We start from the raw sequence: 23,550 nt of genomic DNA on the forward strand, positions 1-23,550 counted from the left end.
GCGCCATCAAGTTTAAAACGACAGCTGACAAGGCCACCTTTTTCCAGCAGGTCGGCACCATTACCGGCATCATGCTGCATAAACCATGACTTTCCGGTCTGTTTTGTCAGCTTCAGCGCCTTGCCCCCGCTGGCACCGACATCATCCACAACAGCAGCACTACCGCCTTCCGCCCCCCAGCCCTGTGGCGTCAGTGCTCCGCCTGACTCCGATGCGCGGTAAGAAAACAGCGTCGTCATTGATTTCCCGTCCGTTGACGGCGTTGATGGCGTGTCAGGGGATGGTTTTTCATCCGGCGGCACGGCCTGTCCGCCCATAACTTCAGCCGTGCGTCCCGCATGGAGCAGAATAGCTGAGGCAAGACGGTCAGAAATGATGCCCCTGCGTGCCCATGAGCTGAAATGGCTGTCACGCTGTGTGGAGACAAAACTGCCCTGGGGACGGGATGCCGCACCGTAATACCCGACAGCCACAATATCCGGGTCTTCCGCCGGAGCATTCGTTGGCGTGTTCTGTCCATTCTCATCCGTCAGGAACGGCACAAAGAAAATATTCTGTGCGGTCAGATTTTTATATGCGCCATAGACTGTTTCATACTGCGTGGCATACGTGTTTTTCCAGTAATACGTGGTATCACCACAAATCCACGGCACCGTGGCAGCATTTCCACTTACGCACTGCGCAGCAAGCGAAGACAGGTCGGTTCTGAACTGCTGAACCATGGCTGTGAATAAACCATTATGCTGCTGACTTCCTGAAGCAAGGTCTGCCTCTCCCTGCATCCATACCACAGCCAGAAGTTTATTTTTCGGGTTCTTCGCCAGCGCCGCTCTGGTGCGACTGAGCAGGTCCTGATACAGGGGTTTACCGGCCCCCCAGCGTGAAGAATCAGCGGAAGCACCGCTGGCCTCACTGAATGAGCCGTCATCCCCGGTGGTGAATGCTGACCCACCACGGCAACAGGGCACCAGAAGTATCCCGGCATTCTGCGGGATGTAAGGCAGCAGTTTTTTGGCAATATGCAGCCCCTGACCGACAGTCCCGTACTGGCCTTTTGCCAGATCAGCTTTCGGGTGGTTTATCCCGCTCATGTCCTGCACATCATGCAGGCAGTGGTCTGCGGGAATGATATCGTTATATGTGCACGACGTACCATCGGGCGTTACCGTGCTGCGACGTGCCAGTTGCTTAATGCGCGGTTCAGGGCGGTCGAATGAAGCCGGTAGCGGAAGCCCTTCACCGTAGGCCATCCCGTTGGACTGCCCGGCCAGTGGAAGCACATAGTAATACTCCGGCTCTGTACTGCTGCCATTTGTACCGCCAGACGGTCCGGCGTTATCCGGTGCATTCCAGTCAGAAGGCGTGAGTGTTCCGGCCACGTCAGATGTGATCGGAATAATGCCGGTCACACCTGAACTGGTGATTTCTGCGCTGGGATTGCCGGATACCGGCATTACCCATAATGGCTCTTTCGTGCTGAAGCGGATCACGCAGTCTGCGAAGGTGATCCCCCCTTTATTACCCGAAGGCCTGAAAGGACTTTCAATAAATGCCACCGTGCCACCGGCAACCTTGACTGAAAACTCTCCGGGCATGGCGGAGAGCATTTTCCACTGGGAGTCTGACATCGTCTTTTCTGCCTGTTTCTGAATTAAACAGAGTCAGAATAGCGACCGCTGAAAAATATGTGTTTTGCGGAAATTCAAAAAAGCGTCACGGTACTTTTGGTGACGGAGCCGGTGAGGCAGGAAAATAACGATAAAGGGTGGACAGGCCAATATCAAATATCAGTGCGATTTGTTTACGGGACTCGCCATTAGCCAGCAAACGGGCGATTTGCTCCCGCTCTTTCCCTGTCAGTTTCTGAGGTCTGCCGCTATGACGCCCCTGAGCACGGGCAGCAGCAAGACCCGCGCGTGTACGTTCAATAATGAGTTCCCGCTCCATTTCCGCCAGTGCGCCCATTATATGGAAAAAGAAACGTCCCATGGGAGTGGATGTATCAATATTGTCCGTAATGCTGCGGAAGTTAACGCCGCGCTGCCGGAGTTCTTCTGTTAAAAGGACAAGGTGCTGCATACTACGTCCAAGACGATCCAGTTTCCAGACCAGCAGGGTATCCCCTGGCCGGAGTCGCTTTAATGCGCGTTTAAGGCCGGGACGTTCCCTTGTCTTACCGCTTATTCTGTCTTCGAAAAACAGCTCACATCCTGCACATTCCAGCGCATTTCTCTGTAGCGCCGTATTCTGGTCATTTGTTGACACCCTGATATACCCAATCAGCATACGATCTCCTTATTATAAAAAGCCGGAATTGTCGCATGATGAATAAAACGGGGAGAACAGGGGCTTTCCTGAAAACCTCGGTTTACGGGAAACGGTGAATAAGGCGGCGAATGCTCTGCCATTGGACGGCACCGCCGTTGCCTCGAATAAACTCGCCACCCCAAGAAATATTAATGGGGTTCCCTTTGACGGGACGCAGGATATATACATTAACTCCGGTATGACCGAAGCTACTGCTGATAACAAATACGTTAGCAACGTTCAGCTTGGTGCCCAGAGTTACCATTCACCCGGAGGTAATGAAATGTCCTGGAGTTATGGCGCACCTTCCGGTTGTATGCTTTCAGGTATTAACGTGCAGGATACCGGGAAAAGTTCAGCCGATAATATCGGAGGCGTTTATTACCGTCCGGTGCAGATATATATCGGTAATGGCTGGCGCACAGTTTCATCCGTCTGATTAAAGGAAAAGGGTGCGATAAGCACCCTTTACGTTATTCAGGCTTTTCCGGCCATTTAATGTCGTCAAATTCAGCTTTGTTTTTAATCGCAGGTAGTTCCATTTTTTTCACCTGACTGATGTATTCCATCCATCGTGTAAGCGCAGCTCTGTTTTCATCACTAATCGTGCCCAGCTGTAACTCAGTTCTCCAGTCATTAATCTTTTCATATGCCTGATTAAGATATGACTGATGCATTGTTTTCGCTTTTTTGTCGTAGTCAACCGGAAGCGGTGAGATGACACCATCATCAAACTTCCAGTTACCTGAAATATCAGTGCCTTCAGGGAGTTCGTCGCTCTCAACCACGGAAAAACCCACAGGATACAGCGCCGAGGCGTCCTGTGATATTGAGCAGATAACGCCGCTGTCAGGTGTTATGCAAAGTTTATATTTTTTGGTGAATAATGGCAGGGACTCGTAGAAATCCTTACCATCTTCACTCTGAAAATACTGAACATTATTACCATATGGCATATTTTCAGGATAATAACGGGTTATATTTTTTAGTTCCATAAAATCCTCCTGGAAATAAATCTGTTTTAAAATATATTATTTACCGCCTATTTATAACTGAGATACCGTAATCCATGAGCCATTTATGTATATCTGTAGTGGGCGAAAATAAGCAAAATCGCCACTGTTATCCACTTCACCCGCTATAGATAACGCCGTTATTACACATCCTCCTATACCGACTTTTCCCCCGAATGGCATTAATACAGACATTTCTGAACCCAGTCTCACATTCTGCACATAACGGGCATCACCATCCAGCAGAGTCATACCAGAAGTGATGTTTATATCCTGCGTTCCGTCAAAAGGAACCCCATTAATTGTGTGGGCATTTGCCAGCCTGTTCGCGGCAACGGCCGTTCCGTTCGATGGCAGTGCGTTCGCGGCTCTGTTTATCGTTTCCCGTAAACCGACGTTATCGATAAAAGCCCCTTTATCCGGAATGTCTGCGCCGTTCTGCTCCCTGCGCAGGTAACGGTTATCACCCTCGCTTTTGCTGTAAACATCCAGATTATTACGGGCGGTTCCCTTATTCTCCAGGTCGGCCAGATTCTGATCCTTCGCCAGGGCATTAACGTCACCGGGACCAAGACTGTTTTTTGTGGCAAGCGCCCCCAGACCAAGATAACCACGGGCAAGCTGTTGTGCTTTCGTTCCGGCATCAGCAATTTCTTTCAGGTTATTTTTCCGGGAAAAGGCATTCGCAGCGATAATGGCTTTAATGGACAGCGTAAGCTGGTTTAACTGCGCCTTATCCGGCTGAATACTGGCTTCAGCCAGAATATTCAGCAGTTCGGCCTGGAGAATATTCAGCCAGTCCTGACCAATCCAGCTGATACCTTTTTGTCCGTCACCTTCGGTAAACCAGGTGGTGGTATTACTCTGCGCCGGTGCCAGCGCAGGCATATTCGCCACGCCGGAATTATTATCAACATGAAACATTAAATATTCTCCTCTTCGTGGCTGTTTGCATACACGTAAATAAACGTCTGCCATGCAGGCTTATAACGATTCAGAATACATTCCAGCGCACCGCCTTCATAAATACGCAGCGGCGTGAGAATATCATCCAGCACATTCATATTCCGGTAGCCGGTTTCACTGTTAATCGTGACAATACTGACCCACTGCGAATCCGGTGAAGGCTGAATGTCAATCTGATAACCAAACTCCGCCGCAAACCGGATATAAAATTCACGGTTCAGCGAGGGCTTCATCCGGTATTTATTTCCGGCATAACGCTGTCGCTCCGTGATGGTGGCTCCGGCCATATCACATTCAGGAAGGCCGAGATAACGCTCCCAGTCTTCCAGCAGCAGGCGCGACGTGTCAGGGAAACGCTCGGCAAGCAGCTGTTTACCCGTCCAGGATACACGCGCTGTAGAATGGCTGAGGCCCAGGCATAACGATGCCAGTACGGATGACGGACGCTTGTCCCATGCCAGCCCGTCAGGCAGTAACTGCAACAGGGCGCGCTGATGCGGGGTCAGGGTTACAGCCATGTGATTTCTCCTACCGTCAGCAGCTCACTGTCTCCCGCCTGAACTGACGTCAGCGGACTGCGCACTTCAAAATCCTCCAGATTTTTCACCCCCGCCACGGCACGCCAGAAAGACGACGGCAGAACCAGACCGCCGGGCCGGGATTCGTTGTATAACAGGTCGGTCAGCGCCTGTTTTACGGCCGCCTGATTCTCCGGTGTTTTCGGGATGATCCTGATGCTGAAGGGCACCGGCTTATTGGTCAGCTTAAACACGGTCACCGTCGGCCCCAGAGGCTGTCCGACAGGCTGGCCGGTCGCCGGATCATCATGACTGCGGATATAATCCGCCACCCGCTGAACATCACCGTCACCGGGGAAAATATCCGGGTTATTATCCTGAACGAACGTTACCCCCACGCTGCCCGCCTGCGGCCACTCCGGGCGGCACCATGCCCGCGTCACGCCCGGCACTTCACGCGCCCAGCGTTCAAAATCATACTGCGTGCCGCCGGACGGCGGATTCTGCACCCGGAAAACCAGACGGGAAAGCAGCTCCGGCACGGTTTCCACATCCGCACCACCGGTGATCCCCGTTCCGGTCACCGTGGCCGTCTGGTTGATCCCCGCCTGCGGTGTGATAAATGTCAGTTTTGTCCCTGCCGGGGCATTTCCCGCACGACCGGCACTTTCAGCTTCCACACTGACATTCAGCGTACCGGCCTTACCGGTCAGTGAGGTGGTGATACGGTAAACCACGCCATCACTGCGCTGGAGAAGCACACCTTCTGTGATCCCCGCATCCGTGGTCAGCATCAGCTGAACCGGCCCGTCACCCCGTGAGGCGGGTTTACGCATAACGCCCCAGAATGCACAGTGCTTCAGTAACTCGGCTTCATCGGCTTCGGTCGGGATGATCTGACGCGCAATCCAGGCCAGATGCTCATGCTCCTGAGCAGATAACCCTGCCTGAGCGTAAGCAATGGCATTCAGGGTGGTTTCATTCACACCCGGCTGCGAGCCGGGCAGGCGCTGGCTGATATCCTGCTGTGTCTGCGTGATTAACTGTGCCAGCGGTAAAGGCTGATAAGGCATTACTCCCCCTTAAAATCAGCATAAAAAATCATGGGTCTCACTGAACCATCAGGCAGGGTTATGCGCACCGAAAGCGCCAGCCGCGCGTGTCCCACACGTTCTGCATGACAGACCACGGATGACGCCACGCCATCCTGACTGAGCCAGCCCAGCGCCTCATCCGCGTAAACACGGGCACGGCTTATCACGGAGGCCAGCGTTTTTTCCCGGCTGAGAAGCCACAGACGGGAGCCAATGGGACGCGGGCGAAAACTGTCTCCCCACCATCCCCGGCGGTCACGCGTACCGTCAGGGATTTCATCCGATGCCAGCGCCCGGCGGTCAGTAAACAGCGAAATCAGAACGGCCGTCAGCAGACTGTCATCCGTCAGCAGGTCGGCACCGTTCAGTTGCAGCGAACCGCATCCCTGATCCCATACAATTGCAATATCAGCCATTCTCCGGCGCTCCTGTCTTACTGCCTTCGCCGTTATCATGATGCACATGGCCGGAATACCGTATCCCGGCAATAACGGCATCAGACATCGTGAACAGTCCCTGAGATTTCCCCGTACCATCAAGCGCGAAATTCCCCTTAACATGCAGGTTTTTATCCACCGTCACATTGCCCGTAAAGGTGGCTTCCGGCGTATCCACCCGCATCCCATCGTCGGCGTAAATCTCCAGCATTTTGCATGTCACAATAATGCGACCATCCTTTGTTAACCGTATCCGGTGCCCCTCATGGTGATACACCCCCGTATCTCCGGCAGTGAGTCCGGTCGGACGGCTGCGCCGGTCTTCCACCACAAGCACCACAGTCTGATCCCGCTGTCCGCCCAGACAGGCAAAAAAGGTTTCTGCGCCCGGCAGGGGAACGCTGATCTGCCCGTACTGCTGGGGGCGCTCCACATCATCAAAGGTTTCGCCGTCCATGCCGGTGAGCTGCACATTCTGCATTTTCAGTTCGTCATGTGTGCCGGTCAGAACGCCCCGGCCAAACAGCAGGCGAATGCCGCGCGTTACCGGGGCAATCAGGCGGCTGAACACTTCATCATTCATCAAAGCTGATCCCCTGTTTTTTCATCTGCTGGCGAATAAAGGCATCAACATCATCACCGGAACCACCGCCACGGCCTTTGCTGTCCGGCTCTGCCGGAACGATAAAGCCGTCACGCGGTGCCAGAACCAGCCGGGTGACATCCCCGTTCTGTTCATCCAGTAAAAACTCCACCTGACAGACCAGCAGTTCAGTCTGTTCGATACCGAAACGCAGGGCTGAAACACCGGTCAGCAGATTGACATCCCATAACCGGCCATCATCCCGGAACCAGCCACGCACGGTGGCAGAAAACCGTTCTGAACGGGCAATCGCACGGCGCATTTCACGCAGGGCACGCTGCCGTGCACCGGTGGCGTCTGTCTGTTGATCGGCGAGGATGATTTTCGGCCGGTAGCGGCCGATCTGCTCATCACTGATGACGCCCACAGGTGCTGCCAGCCGGGCGGCGGATTCGCTGTCTCCCCGTTTGCCACCACCGCGCCCGTGTCCCCGGACACGGTATTCGCTGTATCGTCCGCGCCAGTCCGTGTTGTAATCGGCATCAAGCAGGTTATCTCCCAGCACCAGTCTGTCCGTCTGCTGGCTTCCTGCCTGGGTGAACACCAGATCGCCGTCAGCATTACTGGTCACCAGCACCCCGCGATGCCGGGCAGCACGGGTCAGCGCATCCGCCACGGTTTCTGAGTTTTCCAGCGTAAAAGAGCTGAAAGGGCGTGCAGCCGTGTCGTCGTTAACCTGCCAGCGCACAGCTATCCCGAAGGGCGCACATAAATCTGCGGCAATCTGTGCCAGCGTCCGGTTGCGCCACTGGCTGCCGGGATGGATGGCGGCACAGTCCACCAGGTCGCCGGTTTTATCCCGACCGCTGATGCTGATCTGATGACGGGTTGCACTGATCCGCTGACTGACCTGATCCAGCCAGCCACTGATGACCGTCTGTCCGTTAATTCTGAGCGTCAGGGACTGACCGGTCCGCAGGGCTGAGGGGATGCGCTCACCGGGCAGCATCAGCCCCAGTTCAAACGACCCGGCCAGATGCTCCAGCGAGCGACGGACGCTGACCGTCAGCCAGCCGGAAAAAATACTGCCGCCGATATACAGTTCAATCCTGCTGCTCACTGATCACCTCCACGCTGCGGCCACCCGGAACAAAAACCGGATCGGAGATATTGTTTCTGCGGACAAAATACTGCCAGCGACTGCTGTTGCCGGTGGCACGGTACAGCGTGACCAGTGCCGGTTCGGTGGTGCGAACCATGACCTGAAAAGCACCGGGAAGATGCACGCTCCGTGTGGTTAAATCTTCTGTCAGCGCAAGCCCTGCATCACGTAATGCAAGGGCAGTCCCGGTATAGCCCTGTGCGGACAGATCCAGCACCTGTTGTTCCATGGCATCGCTCAAATCCCGGTTGATACGCTGCACATCAGCAGAACTTTCCAGCCATGCCAGTCCGCCCGAACGGTCAGTATCCTGAACGTGCGTCGTATTCTGCCGGATGACCTGATCCAGCAGTTTTCCGACCGTCTGTGCCTGCGACACCAGGGTTGCACTCTGCATCACGCTCCGCAGCAGACGGATATTTTTCTGTGCCGCAGGCGTCAGGCCAATCAGGCGCTGTGGATCATCCTGTTCGCTGAGGGTGTAACGCAGGGAGGAAAGTGTGCGGTACAGCTGCGGCATGGCCTGCTCTGCCATGCTGTCACGGTTTGTGGTCAGGCTGCCGGACGGCGTTCCGGCTTTTCCGGTCAGAGACAGGGAAGGATCGCCGGGCAGCCCGGTCAGCACGGCAAACATTCCGGCCAGCGATTCAGCCATGCGACGGGGCGCATTAATCAGGGCGGCGGCATTGCCTTTCAGGGCAGTAAAACTGGCCGTAAAGGCACTGATATCCTGCACAATCCCCATCCCCGAAACGGCATTCTCCAGTGCATCAATCTTATCGCTGATGGTGTCGGTCATGGCCTGTACATCATGCAGACCGTCTGAAATCACCGTCCAGCCGTCTGAAAGCGTGTTAAACAGCTGATTCATTGCTGAGCCGCTTTTCTGCTCCAGCGCAGCTGCCGTATCTTCTGCCACCGAAGGGGCGGTATCGTCACTGGCGGGGATCACGTTGATCGTGAACTCAACCGTTCCCTGCTCGCTGGCGTTATAACGGCTTTCAAAGCTGTTTATCAGCACGTTTAACGTGCCGTAATCCGGGTGCATCAGTTCACCGGCACCGGGTGCACGCAGCGCATCACGCAGGCGGCTTCGCTGTGTCTGAAGATCGTCTCCGGTCACCAGAACCGTGAATGTGAACTCCGGGAGTTTTGGCCCCAGATCATCCGCACCGCCGCTTTCACGCAGTGGGTATTCACGGCGCACAATGTTACGTCCGCCCCGTTCCCGCTGCTCCTGATAAACCAGGAACGGTACGCCACGAAAGGAGCCACGCCCCGGCGTGTCAGTAGAGGCCATAGTTCCCTCCGTTCCAGACGTTCACATCCAGGCCATGCTGTGCGGTATCATCCACATCAATACTGCGCGCCCGCCAGCCTTCAGGGGCCACAAGCTCCACCCGTGCGGCGGTTTTCGCGGTGGCCTGTCCGCCGTTTTCGTCACTGCTGCCACGCAGTTTCTGCCAGGCCTGCGTCAGCCAGCCCCCCAGATAATCACCGAGATAGCTGCCCACCGTGGAACCAATGGCAACCCCGACCGGACCGGCAGCAGCCCCCAGCGCGCCACCGGCGATACTTCCGGCAAGGGAACCCACGGCACCGGCTTTATCGGCTGCGCTGGCGCTGCTGTCCAGCAATACAGGAGCCGCCATGGCACCGGCCCACAGGGCACCACCACCCAGCCGACCGGCACCACGGAACAGCCCGGCAAAACGCCCCAGCCCCATGCGGTTTCCGGCCGCCGTTAGCAGACCACCGGCACGGCTCATCATACGGCCGAAGAAGCCCTGTTTACCGGCGCTCTCCGCCAGCTGCTCACCGGCGGTCACGACGGTCGTGACACCCCGCCCGCGTCCGGGGCCGCGTTTTTTACGGCCTCGCACGGTTTTGCCGTCACCGCTGACCACCACATCCCCGCCACCTGAGGCCATGCCACCCGCAGGCCAGTTGGTGACCAGCACGGGCTGAACGGCAGCAGGATTTACCCCGGTAAGGAAATTCAGGAAGCGGCCAGCGCGTCCGGGCTGCGTTCCCGGCACAGTGGTCTGCGGTTTGCGGAAGGGCGACGTCAGCACGGAGGTCATCGCCATACCATAGCGTAAGGGGGTTGCACCAAGACGTAATGCCCCTGTCCCCGCAAACCTGAGCACCTTCAGCGCGCGGGAGGCGAGATACATATACATCAGGTATTTTGCGGCGGTCTGCGCCCCCTGACCAATACGATCCAGTGCATCGCCATAACCGGCGTCGCGCAGTGCCTGAAGCGTTTCCCTGACTTTCTGAATGACCCGGTAAAAGCCGGTTGCAGCGTCTCTGGCATACTCGAATCCCTGATTCAGGGCTGAGGCCGTCTGTGTGGCCAGCTTATCCTGTAAGCCGCTTTTCTGTGCCGCATCAGCATAATCCAGAAAGCCTTTCAGGCTCTTTTTCAGGCTGTCAAACGGTCCCTTTGCCATCACTTCACGGGCAAACTGATCCCAGACGTCGCCCATCATGGACGTCATTCCCGTCCAGGAATTCATGGCGTTTTTCTGGGCACCTTTTGCCTGTTCGGCCATCACCTGAAATAACAGGCGAATGCTGTCCGGCCCCAGTTTTCCTTTTTCGCCTTTCTCACGGATGATCTTCTGGTTTACGCCCAGCTTATCGGCCAGTAACTGGTAAACGTTAATCCCGTATCCGGTCAGAATATTGGCGTCCGCTGCCTGGATACTCTGGCGGGCAAACATCTGTTTGAGTTGCAGGGACGCACCCTGTGCATCTGACAGTGACCAGCCGTGATAGCCGCCCTGATCCTGAAGCATGGTAATAAAGCGACGGGCTTCCCTGTCACTCATGCCAAACCCGCGACTGGAGGCGTATTCCTGCATAACCCCCGCCAGCCCCCAGGTGGTGTCTTTGGCGTTCTGTACTGCCCAAGCTTTCACTGCTTCCGTTTTTGCCGTATCGCCATGATTAATGGCGTTGAGACGCAGAATATAGTTCTCCATCTCTGCGGCCGGGCGGATAAAGGCTTTATTAAAACCGTAGACCGCAGCCCCTCCCGCCAGCATCCCGTAAAGGTTGCTTATCCGCCCGATGGTGCCGGTAATGCTGCCCTGCAGGCGGTCAAAATCTGACGTTACCGTGCGGATGCTGCCACGAACACCGGCAAGCGTTCGCTGCATACGGGAGCCGACAAGTTCCGTTTCCTGACCGGCCCGGCGGGCTGCATTTCCAAGACCACCCAGGCCTGTCCTGCCGGAACGGGAGAACGCCCCCAGCTCCTGTGACCACTGGCGGGATTTGGCGGAAATATTGCCGAGTAAATCGACAATCAGGGAGGCTTTCAGGTTTTTTGCCATGGGTTACTGCTTCGTTCTGAGAATTTTTTCGGTCTGTCGGCAGTGCCGGTAAAGCTGTGATAAGGGGAGGTTAAGCGCCCACTCCGGGCCGCTTTTTGTCACCATCCCCAGCACAATTGCGGCTTCTTCAATCTGATCCCGGCACTGCATCTGGTCGCCCCCGTTCAGCGACCAGCTTTCCTGCCATCGCGGAATCAAGCAGGCTTACCGCCGCCATCAGACGGGAGAGATCGCGCTCGCTGAGCTGTCCGATCTGACGCGGAGACAATGGCCCCTCAATCTGGCCGACAGCGGCAATCTGACGGCGCAGCAGTGCAATGCCGCGCAGTGCCGGTGAGGCTATCAGAACCGGGCCGCCATTTCGGGTTTCCATAAGACGCTCGGCCTCGGTTTCCGCGTCAATGCTGTCTTTCGCCGTCAGTTCGCGGAAGGTGACGCGGTATTCACGGGATTCCCCGAACGGCAGGCCGTCGAGCAGATCCACATAGCCGTTCGCCAGCTGTTCAGCCAGTCCGGCGGTGCGGGGATCGCCGTCTTCAAGTGCATCCCGGATAGCATTCATCACGGCCTCGTCAGAAACCGTCGTTTTTTTCTTACGTGTGCTCATTACATTTTTCCTGATTACTGGACACGGGTACTGGTGGCGCTGGCGAACTTCGCGGAGATATCACCGCCACCGTCAAGCGAGGCCGGTTCACTGCTCCAGGCCTTCGTCATCATGTGGACTTCACCGGTATCGGCCACAAACTCAATCGTGACCGCAGTCCAGGTGTTGATTTCATCGGCAGCCGGTGAACCTTCTCCGCCAGCCGGAAATTTACAGTCCAGCGTCGCCTCACGGGGTTTCTCGCGATAGCCGTAAACTTTCGCGCCTTTCACCACTTCACGCTCAAAGCCGGACGGGGAGAACGTGGCTCCCTCAAGGGTGTCGTACTCCTGTCCGTTCACACGGATGGTGGCCGTGCCCTGATACTGTTTTCCGCTCATGCCTTACCTCACAAAATGAAACGGATCTGCGCGGCCATGAAGCGGAACTGGTTAACCAGATCCGGTGTACACATCACATCCAGACGGTTACGGTCTTTTGTGTTGCGCTCCACGAGCAGATTCTTTTTAAAGGTGTCCAGATTTTCGACCAGTCCCAGATCCACCCACTCTTCACCCAGCGAAATTAACTGAAGTTTCATGATCTCCGGCGTCACGATATTCTGACCGGCACGAACGGGCGTCCCGTCATCAGCCAGTTTATGGCGCGGAAAACGTTGCGTGATAAAGGTGCGCAGGGAATAACGCAGATATGACAGGGTGTAGATGGTTTCCACATCCAGATAGCTGGGATCGCTTTCGCCGTATGCATTCTGACGGTACATCGTCACCTGACGTTCAATCTGCACCACATCAGCGGCCGCGACGGTCACCGTGGACATCCCGGTATAAAGCAGGCTGCTCCGCTCTTCCCGTGTCAGGCGATCTGATTCTGCCGGTGCCAGTCGTGCAGGCAACGCCAGCGTCTGGAGTGGGCGGGCAGGATCGGCAGACAGTGACGGCGCACAGACTGCACAAATGGAAGCAGCCCAGACATAATCCGGCTCCGGTGCCTTCGGAATGGAGGTACAGGTAAACAGGAAATCATTACGGGACTCACCAAAACTGGTTGCCGTACCGAAGGTGCCGGTATGCGCCATCCAGACCATACCGTCCGACATTTTTACCGGTCCCCAGCGTTTCAGCAGCTCATCCGCCAGAATTTTGAGATTCGCCGCATCCTTATAGGGCATCACAATATAGTTATACTGGCGCGTCCCCATGGCAGCGATGCTGTTGGTAATATCCGGGTTTTTCGGCGCGGTGCCACCGGCAACCGACACCACAAGCCCGGCAGGTGTCACTTCACCGGAATAATAATTCAGCCGGATATCATGCACGGAACATTCGCCGGTAAATTTTGCCGTCAGGGTGATCACTTTTTTGGTCTGATCCTGATTATCCGGGGGGACGCTGGTCGTGGCGCTGACCGGACAGTCCAGGTCTGCGTTAATCATCGCGGCAAGCGCATCCGCCAGAAGATTACCCGGTTTGCCTTTGTTGACGGCCAGACGGTAAGGTCGCCCGGCAACATAGAGATTCAGCACATTGTCTTCCGTTGCCGTACCGGAAAGCGTGATTGTGCTGAACGTGGCCGTGCCGGTGCCTTCCCCCTGTGCAATGCCGTACAGCTCCGTATCAGGGTTAATGGCAATAAACGCTGCCACCATCTGCGCAATCATGGAGCCACGCCCCCAGAGTTCTGTCGCCTGAGACGCGCGGGTGATACGGACAGGAGAATCAACAACACCAAACGCATTACGGTTTCGCTGACCAAATAACAGCACCGCCTGACGCTGTGGCGGCGTGCCGGTCACGGCCATTGAGTTATTGATTTCAATCTGTACCAGCGGGATGCGATTGTTATCGCCGATAAAATCAAAGTTAATCATCAGGACGTCCCCTTATCTGATGCTGCGGGTTTTTCAGCCGCCGCCGCAGGTTTTTCTGCTGCCGCTCCCGCTGGTTTTGCAGCCTCGCCGGTATTACCTGTTGTGGCAGCCGGGGCAGGCTCCGCCGTTTTATCCACCACAATGACGTCGCCATCATTAAGACGGCGGCACCAGAACGGAGTGAAGGGTTTCTCTTCACCGTCCTGTGAGAGCGGAGTCATCGTGTCGGGATCGCGAATCAGGCATCCCGGCGCAGGTTTAATAAAAATGGTTGTCATCTGTTATTCCTCTGACAGTCCGGCGTTTTCACCGTCGGCAGTTGCACCAGGCAGACGGATGTGCGCCTTAAATTCCGGCGTGCCTTCCGGTTCGGTAAAGGTTTCGTAATGGCGCAGGAAATCATCCAGCGAGCTGATATCCGTCAGCGGGTCGATCATTTCCTCGCATGAGAAATAAAGGGCGTACATCACGGCTCCGCTGTCTGCCTGCGTTTCGGTGTAACCGTTAACCGCCTTTTCAAAGTAAAGCGGTGAGGTTTTTTCGGTTCTGAAGCCGTTCAGTACGGCAATCAGGCGGGCCACAATCTGATAAAGTCCGGGACGGCTGACCTCACGACCATTGAGCATGTCGCCGATGACGTAGAACACCCAGTGACTGACCAGACGCCCACGGGCACGCCCTTCACCGGCACCCAGCCAGGCAACATAGATAGCCGGGGCGTTAATCAGCATGGTGCGCAGCACGCTGTCGCTCCAGTCGCCGGGATGGGTGCCAACAGACACCAGTTCATTCCCGAAATACTCACGGATGCGGGCGATATATGCCTGTTCGGTTTCCGTAATCATATAAAGCCCTTCTGGTTGCGCCCGAACACCGCCGCATCAGACTGCACCTGCGGTAAATCCCCGGATTCAGGGGCCGCACCGTCGGTATCCACGCCGACCGGCACATTGCCGTTCATGACGTCTTTCAGCCATGCCAGCGCCTCACGGTAACGGTCACGCGCCTGATCGGATGCCCGCTGATCGCACAGGTAATAAAAGGCAATCGTGCAGCAGTGCTGAACAAGAACCGCCGGAACCACCGCCAGCGGCAGCGTGTAACGGGCTGACAGGTAACTGTCGATAAGGGCAGACGCGTCCGTCAGTGCCCGGTTCAGCTTGCGCGTGTCCGGCTCATCCGAACGGGGCACGGCCAGTAATGGCCTGAGCAAATCCTCGCGGTAACGTGCCCGCATATCGGTTTCGGTGGCGTAATTCATGTGCGCGCCTTTTTCGCCTGTCTGGCTTTATTGCCGGTCTTTTTCCGGGGAGCATCCTGTCCGGCTTCGGCTAAATCTGCACCGGTCGCTGCATGAACCACACCCGCCACGGCTCCCGCATCATCACCAGGCGTCTGTAGTATTCGTACAGTGAGGCATGGCTCCGCTTCCAGTCGGGCAAGCTGCTCCGGGGTGACGTCAACCTGCTGGCGTCCCCGCATGAACAGGAACCCCGCACGACGAAACTGCGCACGACTGCAACGCACTTCTGCCAGAACCGTGACAGGACTGTCACCACAGACCTGAAGGCCTGAATCATCTGTTGCTGCCACAGTGTGATGTTCATTCATATTTGCCCTCCGCAGGGGCCGGGCCGTAAGCCCGGCTCTCCGTTTACAGATAATCCGCGACAACCAGCTCCAGCTTGCCCTTCATCTCGTTAGAGACGGTGGTGTTACCGTCCGCGAACAGCTCGCGCTCCAGCAGCTGCACCGCCTGTTTTTCCAGCGAGGTGGGGACAACAATATGGGTGGGTTTGATGCCGAGTTTGCGGCCACCGTCAGCCTTAAAGTCACGCATGGCTGACCAGCCGTGCCACAGCGCATCCAGCGTCAGCGGTGACTGCATCATGTAGGCCATCTGCCAGAAGCCGTAGCCCACATTGCGACGGGCGGAAGCACCGAACACAAACTCGTTATCAGTAAACGCACGGCCTTCATCGACTTTTGTCTGGGCAACCAGTTCGGCCTTACGGCGATCCTGATAAATCAGCGGTTTTACCGCGCGGGAGCAGTCGAGCAGATACCAGGCCGGGCCGCTGTAATCCGCCTGTGCACCGACAGAGCCGGTTTTTGCCACAAACATATTGCTGACCATCTGTGCATCCCCGGAGCCATCCACTTTGGGGTAAACCGGGTGTTCGGTATCAAAGAAGTTCTGGCCGTCATAGCAGGCCGCACTGATCCCGTCACGCAGTGCAGCAAAGACCAGTTCATCCGGTTGTGCCGCCGCAGCGCGCCCCATCTCCTGGAACAACGGGGAGTAGATGCCAAGATTGTCGTCTTCGAAGTCATCGCGGCTAATGGCGACGGTGCCTTCGAAGGTTTTGTTCACGATGGCGTAGCCATAGGCTTTCATCTTCTCGATGACGCGGGAGCCGATCCACTCACGGAACTGCGGGAACTGCCCAAGCCAGCCGTAGGTGTTGGATTTCGACGTGGACGGTACGGTCATCGCAATTTTCTGGTACTGAGACGGAGCCATGGACATCCCGGCCTGAAAATCAGAACGGTAGCCCGTCATCAGGGCGGTGATCATCGCCGGTGTAATCGGGGTAGGCATTATTGCATTTCCTCTTTCATTTTCAGGAACTCGGCTTCGGTTTTACCCAGCAGATGGGCGGCGGCGATATCTTCAGCCGACAGCACAGCGGTGGCGGTCTTTTTATCCGGCACGGTCACGGTGTCGGTCTGAAGAGTGGTCAGAGCCGCAACCGGCTGGCGGGCGTCAAGCTGTGCAGAAAGTGCCGCAACACCAATCTGTTGTCCGAGTCCTTCCATGTATCCGCGTTCGCTTTTGAAAATGCGTCCTTCGGACTCGGCCTTATCCAGCAACTGCTCCAGCGTGGTGCTGCCATGCTGTGCCGACAGCGCGACATATTCGGTACGCAGGGCGTTATACGTCTCAACGGGCACATATTTCGTCAGATCAATAGTGCCGCCAGTTGGTGTGCCTTTTGCGGTTTCCAGCTCTGCCGACAGGCTGGCAACCTGCGTTTTCAGGGTGTCGTGCGCATCCGCACGGGTTTTGATCCCGGTAAGGGCAGACAGCGCCGCCGTGCCCAGTTCCGGCGTAAATTCGTCACCGTCAGCCACGGTCAGACCGAGCGCCGTCAGCAACTGGCGTAATTGCTCATTCATGGAGGTGTCCTTTAAAGGAGGGTTTAAGGCGTTATAAAGGTCATCCGCCGACAGTGCGGCGACAGGATTCATGCCAGTCAGACCGGGGTCACCGGTAATAGCCAGCATCCGGAGCTCAACAGGTTCACCGGTGATTTCGTCATAACCAATCACCGGGGAAAACCAGGGAAATTCGTTATTGCGCAGGTGTTCAATGGCCGGAGGGTTCCACTTCGGACGCACTTCAAAACCCCGCTCTTCACTGAAACGGAAGTTCTCCGGCGAGGCCATGACAAAACCGGCAGCCGGTGCCGCATGCCCCTCAATCAGTGACTGGTGGTTATAGTCAATCTTCACCGGCTGATTGAGTGCCACGACCCCGGATACCATGCGCTCAACGGCCGCATGGTTAATCAGCCAGCCTTCCGCCGGTTTTTCCGGGCGACCGTCACGGGCCTTTACCCGACCGGCTGGCATGATCTGACACCAGTCACCGTCCCCGTCTGCGGACAGGCTGATGGCATTCAGAATGGCATAAGCAAGTTTGGGCGTGTTTTTCGTCTTCATTCCGGCAGCATAAGCCGGTGTTTTTCAGGGCCGGTTTTGCGGGACTTCAGAAAGTGCTGACAGGGGAAAATGAGAAAGGCGCTTCACGCAGATTTTAAAGCCCGTTAAATACAGGTTAGAAAATCACGACACGCGCCTGAAGAGGGTAAGGTAATGCGTTTGTATACCTTAAACCATTACGGCGTTTCTGTGGCCTTTTTAAAGCGTTTTCTGATTTCGTCCATGATCTCCTGTTCTGCCACCTGATCAAAGCCCATATACGGACGTGCACCAATGGCCGCCGGTCCCGGTGGCATACCGGGCAGGCCACCCCACTGATGAATGGCCGCATAAGGCTCATTTGATCCAATCAGCGCCCAGGTATCGCCATAATCCGTGGTCAGCCGTCGGGCCAGATCCCCGTTCAGCGTCAGGATTTTACCGGGCGTGTATCCCTTACGGGTACGCCACTTGCGGTAAGGATCTGACCAGTCATGCCAGCGTTCGCCGTCCGGCTCTTTTTCCTGTTCAAACGCCATTTCTGACGATGACAGAAGACTCTCCGCCACACTGCGGGCCAGGTCTTTTCCGCCGCCCACAAACTGAAGCCGGGCAAACACCCGCTGGAGACACGTAACGTCAACAACGACAGCGGCATCAATGGATGACATATTGCCTCCGCATAAAGGATGAATATAAAATAAACAGGCGGTCAGTGTACGCTTAACTGGTAAAGTCGGTGCCTGCCTCCGGGTGGATCATGTATGCGGGTTCGACCCCCGCCACTGACCGTTAATCAATTTGTCCTTCCAGCACCTCAAGCATTCCGCCCCGGATATCCGATTTCAGCTTATCCATATTGATAACCCGGTAAGCATTCACAATCACATCCAGTTTGTCGGGCTGACGTTTCAGACTGTACGGTGCATTAACGGCAATCTGCACACTGCCATCCTTATTTTCCACGATATACATCAGATTGTTGTGCCGTTTGTCCCACAGCACCGCTTTTGGCTTTGCCAGCATTGCCGGTAAGCGCCCGAAGTCCTCTGGCATCAGGGCGATGCCGTCATTCTGATGTTTCACACTGTCTGCATGGAGCACATTTTTACCGCTCATCGCCAGCAGGCGGGCCGGTGGCGTTCCCGTCCGGCTTTCCACTGCCTGCGCAATGCTTTCAGTCATAAAGCCCAGCGTGCGGATATCGTTACCACCTCGCCGGGTCTGCATGATGTTTTTTGCCCAGATGCGGAACGCCAGCTGCCGCTCCGGGCTGTTGTTCATCTCCTGAACCACCATTTCCCGTAACGCCGGGCTTTTCACCTCGATCAGTTTGCGGATCAGCGCCTGGTCTGTGCCGAACGCTGCCGAGCCGGGGTTATATGACCAGCCCACATCCGGTGTCATGGTTCTGGTGCCATCTGAATATGTGGTCACCGGCATTTCTCTGACTTCTCCGGTCTGTTTATCCACGCCAGCCTCAACATTGCGGGTGGAGAGATGATCCTCACCGGATGAAACGGATAACCCCATTGCATCCAGACGGGCCTGAGACAATGGTCGCACACGGCAGCGGCAGTTCCAGCCATTGGGCGGGTAGTGTGTTTTCCAGAACGGATCATCATAGCGGAATACCAGCCCGTTAAGGGCGGAATGCGCCGGGCGGGTGCGGCTGTCCATGACCGCCACATACTGCCAGAACGGATGCGTGTCCGTGTTGTTCATCATCTGCGTGTAACGCCCGGCATTGTAAGCCACACGGGTGTTCACGTTGTAAATCAGCGCCAGACGACGGGGACTGCCCAGTTGCACTTCTTCCGCGTTACCGTCGCTGTCCACCACAATCTGCTTTCCCCACCATCCCAGCTTTTGCAGGCGTGGCGTCAGCGTGCGGATAAATGCTTTCTGTGAAATTCCCTCATCAACAGCACGCTGCACTTCCGCCTGTAGTGTGGTCAGTACGTCCAGGCGTGCCACTTTTGCCGCCGTGAATGAACGGGCATGAACATCTGCGTTTGTTTCGAACCAGTTCCAGCTGATATGTGCCCCTTTGGCGCGGAAGTATGCCACCGCCTCTTTTGAGGGAAGCGTGGCGGCATAACCTAAATCAATCCCCTGAGCCATCCAGCATCCCCTTCATTTCCGCAGCAAACATGGCATCACTGAGCAGCGTCATCAGGCGGGAATCATCCATTTCACGATAAAGGGCGGGCAGGTCTGCCAGCGCATCCGCCAGCCCCCGCGTTCTGATGGCATCAATGACCGGCTCCAGCACCGGATCGATGGCCTCCTGTAAACGGCGGGCAGGCACCGCGTCCCCCATGTCGTCCAGTTCATCACGCTGCGTGTTTTTCGTTTCCGGTAGTCGGGCTGAAAGCGCCGTCTGTTCTGTCTTTTCCTGTTTTTCCGGTGGTGTTTCCCTGTCGGTCTGAGCCGGTTCATTGCCACTCTGACGGACACGGAATATGGCTTCACCGGGCGTGGGCTGCGGAATACCGGTCTGCTCCCGTATCCAGGGATCAGAAATATCCATCCCCGTACTGAGCTGCATCACCGCACTGGTGATTTTGGTGATATCACCTGGTTCTTTGGTCTGGAAGCAGATACGTGGCAGACGGCGGATATCAATAGTGTGCGTGGTGTTCAGGGCGTACAGCGGATACACCAGATCGCGGTTCAGGGTTGCAGCCAGCTGCCGTAAATCAGAATCCCTGATTTCCCGGCGCACCTCGTTATGCACCTCACCCAGCGAGCGTGCGCCTTTGTCTCCGGCTTCCGTGGTCAGCGTGCCGCCGAGTATTGCTTTGGAGATGGAACGCTCCCCCCACGAAATCATGGTTTCAAACGGATCGGCCTGACCGTTCGCTGCCGCCTGAAACTCCAGCGACATCCCGGCCGGGATGATCCCGCCTGTACGTCGCCCGATATCCATCACCGCCCGCATCAGGGCGCTTTTCTGCTCCGGTGTTGCCCCGGACGGGTATTTCCCGACCTTCATCGGCAGGCCGTACACCTCCAGAAACTCCGCCAGATCACGCACGGAATAGTTTTTGAAGATGAACGGCCAGATAAGCGTTCTGACAAGCCCCGTTGCGCCGCCGTAGCCGGTGCGTGAACGTGACTGATGCACTATCCAGCCAAAGGGCTGAAACGCCACCCCGGCATGGCTGCCGTCACGCAGTCGCAGCTCGCTCAAATCATCCGGGTTAAGGCAGAAATGGCCGCTGTCACGCCAGTGGATGGCGCGGATGATGTGCATTTTACCGAGCATCCCGTGCTCAATTTCCATGCAGGAATAGCCCTTCAGGATGGCATCCGTGGCGTCAAACAGCATGGCATCAAACCAGTCGGCGGAATGCAGGTATTCGTCGAGCATTTCCGCGTCCTTTTTCTCATTCGCGCTGGCGTTTGGTGGCGGCTCAATACTCCATGGCACCCCCTGAATGGCAAGACGTCGCTTGCCCAGCTCCGCAAAAAGGTGGGTGTCCTTTTCTTCAATATCAGCGGCCAGATCGGACTGGGCAATCAGATCGCCACGTTCAGCCCCGCGAAGGCACTGCGCCGCCCGGTTCGGGTTGATACCCGAAGCCGGATGTTCAACATAACGGCTGGCAATCTGCGGAATATCCAGCGCGGCACTCTGCATCTCCGGGTCAAAGGAGAAAGGTTTTCCGTCAGTATCAATGATGCGTCCCACTACCAGCACCCCCGATCAAATTCATGATATGCCTCATCGTCATCACGATAACCGCCCTCCATTGCCCGCGACCGCTCCGGCAGCGCCTGACAGGCTGATTCATCCAGGATGAAGCCCTCCATATATGACGCCCGGTTTGCCATACAGAGCGCCACGGCAAAATCACCATGGCGGCGGGCGTTCGCAGCCGTTGCGTTCTGGTCCTTCGTGCGCCCCTTGTCGATTTGCGGGATACCGTTCACCACCTTCACATGGCGCAAATCATCAAGCGTGGTCTGATGGCGCGCGACGAGGATATTCTGATCTTCAAACTCGGCTTTCAGTTTTGGCATCCACTCGCCGTACCACTTCGGCGACAACATCACGCAGTCGATGATGTCCGGGCCAAAGGCCAGCAGTGCGGCCTCTGCCAGATAGCCGCCGTTACCGGTGGCGTCGAACGCTGCACCGACCAGCGCCGGAACGCGGGTCAGGATGTACATCATCACCTGTTCCTGCTGGGCATACGGCAGGTTGCGCAGCTCCACGCGAAACACCTCGCGCTTTGCCAGGGATTCGGTGATTTCCAGCAGCACAAAGCAGGACAGGTCACCGGTGCGGGCAAAGTCTTCCCCGAAGCTGAAGCGGGAACGGGGATTTAATTTCTCTGTAAGCGGTTTTAAATGTTCTTCACACCAGGTTAAAACTTCCGATTCGCGCAGCCATGCGGCACGGCTGATGAAGTCGTCCGGGGCTTCAAACGTCAGAATCGGGATGTCACGGATCATCGCCATTTCAATAAGCGCGTGGGGAATATAGGCACCGCCGGATTTTTTCGGGATACAGCCGTATTCCTCGTCGGCATCCTCACGGGTCGGGGCGTTTTTGTAGAGATCATCACGCCATTTCTGCTCACTTTCCGGTGACCATTCCTGATCGGTGACGTAACAGATACGACGGTATAATCCGTCCGCAATGGCATCATCCAGGGTTATGCGGTGGACGCTGTAATCCTTGCGCCCCTCGCGGGCCTCCTGAATGTACTGATTAAACAGATTATCGACGCCGTTATGCGTGGAAATAATGCGCACGCGTGCGCCCCACATGGTAAGCGCCATTGCCGCCTTGAGAAGCTCATCCAGTGACTCGTGGAACGCGGCTTCATCAATCACCACATCCCCCTGAAGGCCGCGCAGGTTTGACGGACGGGAAGACAGTGCCTGAATTTTGAATCCACTGTTCGGAAAGCGGATCATGTAGGTCAGAATTTCTTCTTTTTTATCCCGATCCCAGAAGGTCTGTTCATACACATCAGCATCTGCCAGCTGGTTAAAGGCACGGGAGAACAGCGCGCAGGCAGAAATATATTCCAGCGCCATCTCCTGCTTTGACCCCACATAAAACACATTACGGCCACCACGCCGCTTCGGTTTTGCAGCGGTAATGACGTTACGCCCGGCTTCCGCCCAGGTAAGCCCGGTGCGGCGGGATTTTTCCGCGATGCAGACCTGACTTTCATCCGCAAACCAGCGGGCCTGATAATCCAGAAACACCGGCATATCACCGGGCAAATCAAGGCTGTCCGGCACATCCACGCCCAGCAGGGCTTTTTCACCGGCCAGATCAATTTTGCGGGTGGAGACGGTATTCGTCAGTAAGGGGGAGAGTTCTTCGGCGTTATTCATCAGGCTTTACCCAACAGAATCCCCTTAATACGGGACTCAAGCTGTTCACTCATCCCGTCCACGCCGCGCAGCTCATCGGTGACCGCGTTCGCCATCTCTTCAGCAAATGCGGCCCGGATTTCTTTTTCACGCTTAATGCTGCGCTCGGCGGCACTTTCCGCACGCTGTGCCGACAGGAGGATGTCCTTAATAAGGCGCATATCCACATCGCTGTCGCTGTTCAGGGATTCGGTGGCAGCACGCAGACGGCGGTACATCAGGGCGCGGGACATTTCCAGAATCAGTGCCGTGGTTTCACCGGTCGGCTTGTCCCCCAGTTCGGCCATCATGGCTTTTGTCTGCTCGCGTAAATCACGCAGGTTACGGGCAATCAGCTCATTACGGGAGGCTTCCCGGCTGATGGCCGCCGGTGAAAGCTGCTGTTCTTCCGGCAGACCCGCCTCACGGATCAGGCGGTTGATTTCCTCGCGGATCTGGACCTGCGTCAGACGTTTTTCACGCAGCATTTCCAGCAGCGGCTTACGGATGCTGTCGGGGAGCAAATCCACCTTGCGTACACGGCCACGCGTTGGCTTATCCATCG

25 protein-coding genes, 1 tRNA gene and 1 pseudogene are annotated in these 23,550 nt (G+C 56.2%); 2 read left to right on the forward strand and 25 right to left on the reverse strand.

Annotated elements, in window-relative coordinates; translation table 11 throughout:
• Together A7Z29_RS21035 and A7Z29_RS21040 are read right to left on the reverse strand one after the other, a co-directional pair.
• Positions 1–1,628 (reverse strand): sialate O-acetylesterase (locus tag A7Z29_RS21035; protein ID WP_198599430.1); only part of this gene is annotated, 1,628 nt, incomplete at its 3' end.
• Positions 1,629–1,713: 85 nt separating this feature from the next.
• Positions 1,714–2,286 (reverse strand): recombinase family protein, encoded by a 573-nt coding sequence (locus A7Z29_RS21040; RefSeq protein WP_105290770.1) that lies wholly within the window; start codon positions 2,284–2,286, stop codon positions 1,714–1,716.
• 64 nt (positions 2,287–2,350) lie between these two features.
• On the opposite strand from A7Z29_RS21040, the pseudogene A7Z29_RS21045 reads away from it, so the two are divergent.
• Positions 2,351–2,746: pseudogene (locus A7Z29_RS21045) on the forward strand (phage tail protein); the annotation flags it as partial.
• Between the two features lie 34 nt (positions 2,747–2,780).
• Here the strand turns inward: A7Z29_RS21045 and A7Z29_RS21050 are convergent.
• The 19 genes from A7Z29_RS21050 to A7Z29_RS21140 form a co-directional block, all read right to left on the reverse strand.
• Entirely contained in the window at positions 2,781–3,302 is a 522-nt protein-coding gene (locus A7Z29_RS21050) for a tail fiber assembly protein (RefSeq protein ID WP_046201684.1), read from the reverse strand.
• 51 nt (positions 3,303–3,353) lie between these two features.
• Positions 3,354–4,244: a phage tail protein gene (locus A7Z29_RS21055; protein ID WP_105290771.1), complete on the reverse strand. Its 891-nt coding sequence runs from the start codon at positions 4,242–4,244 to the stop codon at positions 3,354–3,356.
• Positions 4,244–4,804, reverse strand: coding sequence for a YmfQ family protein (locus A7Z29_RS21060; protein ID WP_046201682.1), 561 nt, complete (start codon positions 4,802–4,804; stop codon positions 4,244–4,246). The genes A7Z29_RS21055 and A7Z29_RS21060 overlap by 1 nt, the downstream gene beginning before the upstream one ends.
• The gene (locus tag A7Z29_RS21065) at positions 4,795–5,877 is read right to left on the reverse strand and encodes a baseplate J/gp47 family protein (protein WP_001146843.1); all 1,083 of its coding nucleotides are present in this window, start codon (positions 5,875–5,877) and stop codon (positions 4,795–4,797) included. The genes A7Z29_RS21060 and A7Z29_RS21065 overlap by 10 nt, the downstream gene beginning before the upstream one ends.
• The gene (locus A7Z29_RS21070; RefSeq protein WP_046201681.1) at positions 5,877–6,314 is read right to left on the reverse strand and encodes a phage GP46 family protein; all 438 of its coding nucleotides are present in this window, start codon (positions 6,312–6,314) and stop codon (positions 5,877–5,879) included. The genes A7Z29_RS21065 and A7Z29_RS21070 overlap by 1 nt, the downstream gene beginning before the upstream one ends.
• Positions 6,307–6,921, reverse strand: coding sequence for a phage baseplate assembly protein V (locus A7Z29_RS21075; protein ID WP_073520730.1), 615 nt, complete (start codon positions 6,919–6,921; stop codon positions 6,307–6,309). The genes A7Z29_RS21070 and A7Z29_RS21075 overlap by 8 nt, the downstream gene beginning before the upstream one ends.
• A complete protein-coding gene (locus A7Z29_RS21080; RefSeq protein WP_046201680.1) occupies positions 6,911–8,038 on the reverse strand; it encodes a phage baseplate assembly protein in 1,128 nt (375 codons plus the stop codon). The genes A7Z29_RS21075 and A7Z29_RS21080 overlap by 11 nt, the downstream gene beginning before the upstream one ends.
• The gene (locus tag A7Z29_RS21085; protein WP_012908610.1) at positions 8,022–9,380 is read right to left on the reverse strand and encodes a DNA circularization protein; all 1,359 of its coding nucleotides are present in this window, start codon (positions 9,378–9,380) and stop codon (positions 8,022–8,024) included. Before A7Z29_RS21085 ends, A7Z29_RS21080 begins: the two co-directional genes overlap by 17 nt.
• A complete protein-coding gene (locus A7Z29_RS21090; protein ID WP_046201679.1) occupies positions 9,367–11,424 on the reverse strand; it encodes a tape measure protein in 2,058 nt (685 codons plus the stop codon). The genes A7Z29_RS21085 and A7Z29_RS21090 overlap by 14 nt, the downstream gene beginning before the upstream one ends.
• Positions 11,425–11,551: 127 nt before the next feature.
• The gene (locus tag A7Z29_RS21095) at positions 11,552–12,031 is read right to left on the reverse strand and encodes a phage tail assembly protein (RefSeq protein ID WP_046201678.1); all 480 of its coding nucleotides are present in this window, start codon (positions 12,029–12,031) and stop codon (positions 11,552–11,554) included.
• Positions 12,032–12,045: 14 nt separating this feature from the next.
• A complete protein-coding gene (locus tag A7Z29_RS21100; protein WP_000015471.1) occupies positions 12,046–12,411 on the reverse strand; it encodes a phage tail tube protein in 366 nt (121 codons plus the stop codon).
• Between the two features lie 8 nt (positions 12,412–12,419).
• Positions 12,420–13,901, reverse strand: a complete 1,482-nt coding sequence (locus tag A7Z29_RS21105) for a phage tail sheath subtilisin-like domain-containing protein (protein ID WP_105290772.1) — start codon at positions 13,899–13,901, stop codon at positions 12,420–12,422.
• Positions 13,901–14,179 carry a DUF2635 domain-containing protein gene (locus tag A7Z29_RS21110; protein ID WP_000207438.1) on the reverse strand — a complete coding sequence of 93 codons (279 nt, stop codon included), beginning with the start codon at positions 14,177–14,179 and terminating at the stop codon, positions 13,901–13,903. Before A7Z29_RS21110 ends, A7Z29_RS21105 begins: the two co-directional genes overlap by 1 nt.
• A gap of 3 nt (positions 14,180–14,182) precedes the next feature.
• Entirely contained in the window at positions 14,183–14,746 is a 564-nt protein-coding gene (locus A7Z29_RS21115; protein ID WP_105290773.1) for a DUF1834 family protein, read from the reverse strand.
• Positions 14,743–15,162 (reverse strand): gp436 family protein, encoded by a 420-nt coding sequence (locus A7Z29_RS21120; RefSeq protein WP_001104953.1) that lies wholly within the window; start codon positions 15,160–15,162, stop codon positions 14,743–14,745. Before A7Z29_RS21120 ends, A7Z29_RS21115 begins: the two co-directional genes overlap by 4 nt.
• Positions 15,159–15,512 (reverse strand): HI1506-related protein, encoded by a 354-nt coding sequence (locus A7Z29_RS21125; protein ID WP_105290774.1) that lies wholly within the window; start codon positions 15,510–15,512, stop codon positions 15,159–15,161. The genes A7Z29_RS21120 and A7Z29_RS21125 overlap by 4 nt, the downstream gene beginning before the upstream one ends.
• Positions 15,513–15,555: 43 nt before the next feature.
• Positions 15,556–16,503, reverse strand: a complete 948-nt coding sequence (locus A7Z29_RS21130) for a Mu-like prophage major head subunit gpT family protein (RefSeq protein ID WP_012908603.1) — start codon at positions 16,501–16,503, stop codon at positions 15,556–15,558.
• Positions 16,503–17,627 (reverse strand): phage protease, encoded by a 1,125-nt coding sequence (locus A7Z29_RS21135; protein WP_032189117.1) that lies wholly within the window; start codon positions 17,625–17,627, stop codon positions 16,503–16,505. The genes A7Z29_RS21130 and A7Z29_RS21135 overlap by 1 nt, the downstream gene beginning before the upstream one ends.
• A 176-nt stretch (positions 17,628–17,803) precedes the next feature.
• On the reverse strand, positions 17,804–18,277 hold the full coding sequence (locus A7Z29_RS21140; RefSeq protein WP_105290775.1) for a phage virion morphogenesis protein: 474 nt from the start codon (positions 18,275–18,277) through the stop codon (positions 17,804–17,806).
• A gap of 40 nt (positions 18,278–18,317) precedes the next feature.
• Here A7Z29_RS21140 and A7Z29_RS23430 point away from each other — a divergent pair.
• Positions 18,318–18,397, forward strand: a tRNA-OTHER gene (locus A7Z29_RS23430).
• A 1-nt stretch (position 18,398) separates the two neighbouring features.
• On the opposite strand, the gene A7Z29_RS21145 is transcribed toward A7Z29_RS23430, so the two are convergent.
• The 4 genes from A7Z29_RS21145 to A7Z29_RS21160 are packed head-to-tail and all read right to left on the reverse strand — an operon-like array spanning position 18,399 to position 23,548.
• Complete coding sequence (locus tag A7Z29_RS21145; protein WP_046201672.1) at positions 18,399–19,730, reverse strand: phage head morphogenesis protein; 1,332 nt, start codon at positions 19,728–19,730, stop codon at positions 18,399–18,401.
• Positions 19,714–21,303, reverse strand: coding sequence for a DUF935 domain-containing protein (locus tag A7Z29_RS21150; protein WP_046201715.1), 1,590 nt, complete (start codon positions 21,301–21,303; stop codon positions 19,714–19,716). The genes A7Z29_RS21145 and A7Z29_RS21150 overlap by 17 nt, the downstream gene beginning before the upstream one ends.
• Complete coding sequence (locus A7Z29_RS21155) at positions 21,303–22,967, reverse strand: hypothetical protein (protein ID WP_046201671.1); 1,665 nt, start codon at positions 22,965–22,967, stop codon at positions 21,303–21,305. Before A7Z29_RS21155 ends, A7Z29_RS21150 begins: the two co-directional genes overlap by 1 nt.
• Positions 22,967–23,548, reverse strand: coding sequence for a phage protein Gp27 family protein (locus A7Z29_RS21160; protein WP_000360581.1), 582 nt, complete (start codon positions 23,546–23,548; stop codon positions 22,967–22,969). Before A7Z29_RS21160 ends, A7Z29_RS21155 begins: the two co-directional genes overlap by 1 nt.
• Between the last annotated feature and the right edge of the window lie 2 nt (positions 23,549–23,550).

The sequence above is a fragment of the Escherichia sp. MOD1-EC6842 genome, assembly GCF_002965705.1.
Classification (GTDB): Bacteria; Pseudomonadota; Gammaproteobacteria; order Enterobacterales; family Enterobacteriaceae; genus Escherichia; species Escherichia ruysiae.

Coding starts and splice junctions, on each gene's coding strand:
- A7Z29_RS21065 (WP_001146843.1), bottom strand. CDS start 5,877: ATGCCTTATCAGCCTTTACCGCTGGCACAGTTAATCACGCAGACACAG.
- A7Z29_RS21155 (WP_046201671.1), bottom strand. CDS start 22,967: ATGAATAACGCCGAAGAACTCTCCCCCTTACTGACGAATACCGTCTCC.
- A7Z29_RS21085 (WP_012908610.1), bottom strand. CDS start 9,380: ATGGCCTCTACTGACACGCCGGGGCGTGGCTCCTTTCGTGGCGTACCG.
- A7Z29_RS21145 (WP_046201672.1), bottom strand. CDS start 19,730: ATGGCTCAGGGGATTGATTTAGGTTATGCCGCCACGCTTCCCTCAAAA.
- A7Z29_RS21120 (WP_001104953.1), bottom strand. CDS start 15,162: ATGAATTACGCCACCGAAACCGATATGCGGGCACGTTACCGCGAGGAT.
- A7Z29_RS21140 (WP_105290775.1), bottom strand. CDS start 18,277: ATGTCATCCATTGATGCCGCTGTCGTTGTTGACGTTACGTGTCTCCAG.
- A7Z29_RS21095 (WP_046201678.1), bottom strand. CDS start 12,031: ATGAGCACACGTAAGAAAAAAACGACGGTTTCTGACGAGGCCGTGATG.
- A7Z29_RS21055 (WP_105290771.1), bottom strand. CDS start 4,244: ATGTTTCATGTTGATAATAATTCCGGCGTGGCGAATATGCCTGCGCTG.
- A7Z29_RS21135 (WP_032189117.1), bottom strand. CDS start 17,627: ATGAAGACGAAAAACACGCCCAAACTTGCTTATGCCATTCTGAATGCC.
- A7Z29_RS21125 (WP_105290774.1), bottom strand. CDS start 15,512: ATGAATGAACATCACACTGTGGCAGCAACAGATGATTCAGGCCTTCAG.
- A7Z29_RS21160 (WP_000360581.1), bottom strand. CDS start 23,548: ATGGATAAGCCAACGCGTGGCCGTGTACGCAAGGTGGATTTGCTCCCC.
- A7Z29_RS21115 (WP_105290773.1), bottom strand. CDS start 14,746: ATGATTACGGAAACCGAACAGGCATATATCGCCCGCATCCGTGAGTAT.
- A7Z29_RS21070 (WP_046201681.1), bottom strand. CDS start 6,314: ATGGCTGATATTGCAATTGTATGGGATCAGGGATGCGGTTCGCTGCAA.
- A7Z29_RS21130 (WP_012908603.1), bottom strand. CDS start 16,503: ATGCCTACCCCGATTACACCGGCGATGATCACCGCCCTGATGACGGGC.
- A7Z29_RS21040 (WP_105290770.1), bottom strand. CDS start 2,286: ATGCTGATTGGGTATATCAGGGTGTCAACAAATGACCAGAATACGGCG.
- A7Z29_RS21090 (WP_046201679.1), bottom strand. CDS start 11,424: ATGGCAAAAAACCTGAAAGCCTCCCTGATTGTCGATTTACTCGGCAAT.
- A7Z29_RS21060 (WP_046201682.1), bottom strand. CDS start 4,804: ATGGCTGTAACCCTGACCCCGCATCAGCGCGCCCTGTTGCAGTTACTG.
- A7Z29_RS21100 (WP_000015471.1), bottom strand. CDS start 12,411: ATGAGCGGAAAACAGTATCAGGGCACGGCCACCATCCGTGTGAACGGA.
- A7Z29_RS21050 (WP_046201684.1), bottom strand. CDS start 3,302: ATGGAACTAAAAAATATAACCCGTTATTATCCTGAAAATATGCCATAT.
- A7Z29_RS21110 (WP_000207438.1), bottom strand. CDS start 14,179: ATGACAACCATTTTTATTAAACCTGCGCCGGGATGCCTGATTCGCGAT.
- A7Z29_RS21105 (WP_105290772.1), bottom strand. CDS start 13,901: ATGATTAACTTTGATTTTATCGGCGATAACAATCGCATCCCGCTGGTA.